General features: G+C 74.4%; 7 protein-coding genes. All 7 read left to right on the top strand.

All coding sequences use genetic code 11. From position 1 onward, the window contains the following. Positions 1-28 precede the first annotated feature (28 nt). The 7 genes from fdhD (at position 29) to HMPREF3099_RS08215 (ending at position 4,510) form a co-directional block, all read left to right on the top strand. On the top strand, positions 29-883 hold the full coding sequence (fdhD, locus tag HMPREF3099_RS08185) for a formate dehydrogenase accessory sulfurtransferase FdhD (RefSeq protein ID WP_070705519.1): 855 nt from the start codon (positions 29-31) through the stop codon (positions 881-883). 61 nt (positions 884-944) lie between these two features. Continuing rightward, positions 945-1,772 carry a DUF881 domain-containing protein gene (locus HMPREF3099_RS08190; protein WP_070705520.1) on the top strand — a complete coding sequence of 276 codons (828 nt, stop codon included), beginning with the start codon at positions 945-947 and terminating at the stop codon, positions 1,770-1,772. Next, positions 1,769-2,101, top strand: a complete 333-nt coding sequence (locus HMPREF3099_RS08195) for a small basic family protein (RefSeq protein ID WP_070705521.1) — start codon at positions 1,769-1,771, stop codon at positions 2,099-2,101. Before HMPREF3099_RS08190 ends, HMPREF3099_RS08195 begins: the two co-directional genes overlap by 4 nt. After that, positions 2,094-2,834, top strand: a complete 741-nt coding sequence (locus HMPREF3099_RS08200; protein WP_070705522.1) for a DUF881 domain-containing protein — start codon at positions 2,094-2,096, stop codon at positions 2,832-2,834. Before HMPREF3099_RS08195 ends, HMPREF3099_RS08200 begins: the two co-directional genes overlap by 8 nt. 62 nt (positions 2,835-2,896) lie before the next feature. Then, a complete protein-coding gene (gene gcvH / locus HMPREF3099_RS08205; protein WP_070705523.1) occupies positions 2,897-3,277 on the top strand; it encodes a glycine cleavage system protein GcvH in 381 nt (126 codons plus the stop codon). A 76-nt stretch (positions 3,278-3,353) separates the two neighbouring features. Continuing rightward, entirely contained in the window at positions 3,354-3,809 is a 456-nt protein-coding gene (locus tag HMPREF3099_RS08210) for an FHA domain-containing protein (protein ID WP_070705524.1), read from the top strand. A 26-nt stretch (positions 3,810-3,835) separates the two neighbouring features. After that, complete coding sequence (locus tag HMPREF3099_RS08215; protein WP_237769800.1) at positions 3,836-4,510, top strand: transcriptional regulator FtsR; 675 nt, start codon at positions 3,836-3,838, stop codon at positions 4,508-4,510. Positions 4,511-4,512: the final 2 nt, after the last annotated feature.

Here is a 4,512-nt window from a genome sequence, read left to right on the forward strand (position 1 = left end):
GTCCCGCCCCTCGTGCGAGGATCGCCCGATGGGCCGCCTCACCGTCCGCCGACCGATCCTCCGCCTCCGGGGCCAGGAGCCCGCCCGCCGGGTGGTCGACACCCTGGCCGGCGAGGAGCCGCTGGAGATCCGGGTGGCCGGGCGGCCGCTGGCGGTCACCATGCGCACCCCGGGCCACGACGTGGAGCTGGCCACCGGCTTCCTGGTCTCCGAGGGCGTGCTGCGCCGCGGGGACGACCTGCGTGCCGCCATCCACTGCGGCGGGCCGGGTACCGGGGGAGGGGAGCCCAACACCTACAACGTGCTCGACCTCGCGCTGGCCGAGGGCGTGGAGCCGCCGGGGGAGGCGGTGGAGCGGAACTTCTACACCACCAGCAGCTGCGGCGTGTGTGGCAAGGCCAGCATCGAGGCGGTGCGCACCACCTCGGTGCACGACCTCACCACCGACCGCTGCCGGGTCTCCCGCGCCACCCTGGCCGCGCTGCCCGGGGCCCTGCGCGAGGCCCAGCGGGTGTTCGACAGCACCGGGGGCCTGCACGCCGCGGGCTTGTTCGACGCGGCCACCGGCGAGGCGCTCGTGGTGCGTGAGGACGTGGGGCGCCACAACGCGGTCGACAAGGTGGTGGGCTGGGCCGCCCAGCACGACCGCCTGCCGGCCCGCGGCACGGTGCTGCAGGTCTCCGGGCGGGCCAGCTTCGAGCTGGTGCAGAAGGCGGTCATGGCCGGCATCCCGGTGCTCAGCGCGGTCTCCGCGCCCTCCTCGCTGGCGGTCGAGCTGGCCGACGAGCAGGGACTCACGCTCCTGGGTTTCGTCCGCGGCGACTCGATGAACCTCTACGCGCACGCCCACCGGGTCGAGGGGGTCGACGCCGCCACCTCGTGACCCGCCCGCGGTAGTAGGCTCCGACCCTCAGCAGGCCCCGCGGACGGCGAGGGAGGTGGCCATGGCGCAGCAGGAGCCCGACCAGCGGCCGCGCAACCTCATCGAGGAGCTGCTGGCCAACCCCGTCGAGCCCGCGTACGCCGCGGCCCACGAGCGGCGCCGTCGTGCCGGCGAGGGTCCCGCCCCCGCCCGCCGGGCCCCGGCCGGACTGGCCCTGGGCGCCACGCTCGTGCTCATCGGTCTGGTGCTGGTGGCCGGCTACCAGAACCTGCGCGAGGACCTGCCGGCCGACGCCCCCCGCGCCCAGCTGGCCGCCCGCCTCCACGAGGAGCAGGACCTCTTCGCCGAGGAGGCCGCGGCGCTTGACCGGGAGCACCGGGCCGTGGAGGAGCAGCAGGGCCACCTCCTGCGCGAGGGGGGCAGCGGCGAGCTCGCCGCGCAGGTCGAGGCCCGTGGCGTCGCCGCGGCGGCCACCCCCGTCACCGGTGCGGGGCTGGTCCTGCAGCTCGACGACGCGCCGGGGCCCGACCCCGAGCAGCGGGTCGTCGCTGCGGACCTCCAGCGCCTGTCCAACCTGCTGTGGGCCTCCGGGGCGCAGGCCGTGAGCATCAACGGCCACCGCCTGAGCTCCCTGGCCGGCATCCGCTTCGCAGGCCAGGCCCTGGTGGTGGACTTCCGCGCCCTGGACCGCCCGTACACGGTGGAGGCGGTGGGTCCGGCCACGATGCCGGACCGCTTCGCCGAGCTGGGGGGTCAGGACCACCTGCGCCACCTGCGTGACGAGGTGGGCCTGCGCACCAGCACCCGCCGGGCCGCGGACCTCACGGTGCCGGCCGACCCCACCCTCACGCTGCACCACGCCCGCCCCGTCACCGTGGAGACTCCATGATCCCCGCCCTCGGCCTCGTCCTTGGCATCCTGCTGGGCGTCTGGCTCCAGCCCGACGTGCCCTGGTGGCTGGAGCCCTACCTGCCCATCGCCGTCATCGCCGCGCTGGACGCCGTGTTCGGTGGTGCCCGCGCCGCGCTGGACGGCATCTTCTCCGAGCGCGTCTTCGTGGTCTCCTTCCTCTCCAACGTGGTGGTGGCCGCCTTCATCGTCTGGATCGGCGACCAGCTCGGGGTGGGCTCGCAGCTCACCACCGGGGTGGTCGTCGTGCTGGGTCTGCGCATCTTCAGCAACCTCGCCGCCATCCGGAGGCACCTGTTCCATGCCTGAGTCCCCGCAGCCCGGCGCGCGTCCCCCGCGCCGTCCCCGCCCCCTGCCGAGGCCCCGGCGCACCGGCTGGCGGGCCTTTGGCGGCCGCGGCAGCACCACCGCCGCGGTCCTGCTGGGCCTGCTCGGCTTCGCGCTGTCCACGAGCAGCCTGGACCCGCAGCGCGATGCCGTGCGCGACCTGAGCGAGGCCGAGCTGGTGGAGCTCCTCCACGACGTGGAGGCCCACGACGACGAGCTCGATGCCCAGCGGGTGGCCCTAGAGGAGCAGAAGGCCGCCCTGGAGGCCGGGTCTGGGCGTTCCGAGGCCGAGAAGCAGGCGCGCCGCCGCTCCCAGGAGCTGGGCATCCTTGCCGGCGTGGTGCCGGCCGCCGGCCCCGGCATCCAGATGACGGTGCCGGCGGCCGGGGAGCTCGGGGCCGGGACCCTGCTGCAGGCCGTGCAGGAGCTGCGCGACGCCGGCGCCGAGGCCATGGAGGTGAACGGTCACCGGGTGGTGGCCGGCAGCTGGTTCGTCGACGACACCGAGGGGCGGGTGGTCATGGACGGTGAGGTGCTCCGCCCGCCCTACCGGTTCCGCGCCATCGGGCCCGCCGAGACCCTGGCCACCGCCATGCGGATCCCCGGCGGCGTGGTGGAGTCCGCCGCCCAGGAGGGCTCCCGGGTGAGCGTGCTGGTGCGCGACGAGGTACGGGTGGAGGCCACCGTCCCGCTGGAGGAGGGCGCCGGACGGTGACGACTGTGGCACGGGACACTAGGATCGACCCACCATCACCCGAAGGAGTGCGAGGAGCGCCCATGGACTACCCCCAGGACCTGCTGTACACCGACAAGCACGAGTGGCTGCGTGAGGCCGGCGACGGCGTCTACCGCGTGGGCATCACCGACTACGCCCAGGACGCGCTGGGTGACGTCGTCTTCGTGACGCTGCCGGCCGTGGGCGAAACCTTCTCCCGCGACGACGCCGCCGGTGAGGTGGAGTCCACCAAGTCCGTCAGCGACGTGTACTCCCCGCTGAGCGGCGAGATCACGGCCGTCAACGACGCGCTCGACGCCACCCCCGAGAACGTGAACTCCGACCCCTACGGCGAGGGCTGGATCTTCGAGATCAAGGTCTCCGAGTCCTCCGAGGTCGAGGACCTCCTCGACGCCGAGGCCTACACCGCCACGCTCGACTGAGCGCAGCACCCCCGGACGACGGGTGCCGGGGGCGACCCCCGGCACCCGTCGTCGACCACCAGAAAGGACCAGGCGCATGAGCTCCACCCCGGGCGGTACCCCGCACGCGACGGGCCCCGCCACCTCCCGCATCGACCTGGCGACCGGGTCGCCCGTCCCCACCCACCCGCGCACACCGGTGGCGATGACGGACGTCGACGCGCAGATGATCGCCGCCCTGCGCCCGGGCACCGCCCTGCTGCTCATCCCCGCCGGCGCCTCGGCCGGTGCGCGCTACCTGCTCGACGAGCCGGAGACCACGGTGGGCCGCGCCGCGGACGCCGACATCCTGCTCGACGACGTGACCGTCTCGCGCCACCACGCGCGCTTCGTGCTCTCGCAGGAGGGGTGCCGCCTCGTGGACAGCAAGTCCACCAACGGCACCTACGTCAACGGCGAGCCGGTGGAACAGGTCGACCTGCAGGAGGGCGACGAGGTGCAGATCGGCAAGTACCGTCTGGTCTTCCACCCCGCGACCTCCCCGGTGGCATGACGGGGGCGAGGCACACCATCGGCCAGGTGGTCCGCGAGCTGTCGGCGGACTTCCCGGACCTGACCATCTCGAAGGTGCGCTTCCTGGAGGGCAAGGGGCTCATCACCCCGGAGCGCACCCCCGCCGGCTACCGGCTGTTCTCCGACGACCAGGTGGAACGCCTGCGTTTCGTGCTCACCTCCCAGCGCGACCGCTTCTGGCCGCTCAAGGTGATCGCCGACGCCCTGGACCAGATGGACCGTGGCCTGTCGGTGGACCTCGACGCGCCCGCCCCCGGACGGCCCGCTCCTCCGCCCGCCGGCGCGCTGCCCGGGGCGACCGGGCCGGCCGTGCAGGCGGTGGACTTCTCCAGCCGCGAGGCGGTGCGCGTCAGCCGGTCCGAGCTCTGCCGCAGCGCCGGCATCGAGCCCTCCCAGCTGGACGACATCGCGTCCTTCGGCCTGGTCCATGCCGACCGCGAGGGCTGGTACTCCTCCCACGACGTCGACATCGCCCGCGCGGTGGCCACCTTCGCCTCCTTCGGGCTGGAGCCCCGGCACCTGCGCATGTTCCGGCTGGCCGCCGACCGCGAGGCGGCGCTGGTGCAGCAGACCCTCACCGCCTCGCGTCCCGCCCCGGACGAGCGGGAGGGGATGCGCAACGAGCTGGCCGCGGCCTGCCTGGCGCTCCACGTGGCCCTGGTGCGCGCCGAGCTCGGCTGACC

Origin of the sequence: Kytococcus sp. HMSC28H12 (assembly GCF_001816045.1) — a bacterium.
In the GTDB taxonomy this organism is placed as follows: domain Bacteria; phylum Actinomycetota; class Actinomycetes; order Actinomycetales; family Dermatophilaceae; genus Kytococcus; species Kytococcus schroeteri.

Coding starts and splice junctions, on each gene's coding strand:
- fdhD (WP_070705519.1), top strand. CDS start 29: ATGGGCCGCCTCACCGTCCGCCGACCGATCCTCCGCCTCCGGGGCCAG.
- HMPREF3099_RS08200 (WP_070705522.1), top strand. CDS start 2,094: ATGCCTGAGTCCCCGCAGCCCGGCGCGCGTCCCCCGCGCCGTCCCCGC.
- HMPREF3099_RS08210 (WP_070705524.1), top strand. CDS start 3,354: ATGAGCTCCACCCCGGGCGGTACCCCGCACGCGACGGGCCCCGCCACC.
- HMPREF3099_RS08190 (WP_070705520.1), top strand. CDS start 945: ATGGCGCAGCAGGAGCCCGACCAGCGGCCGCGCAACCTCATCGAGGAG.
- HMPREF3099_RS08195 (WP_070705521.1), top strand. CDS start 1,769: ATGATCCCCGCCCTCGGCCTCGTCCTTGGCATCCTGCTGGGCGTCTGG.
- gcvH (WP_070705523.1), top strand. CDS start 2,897: ATGGACTACCCCCAGGACCTGCTGTACACCGACAAGCACGAGTGGCTG.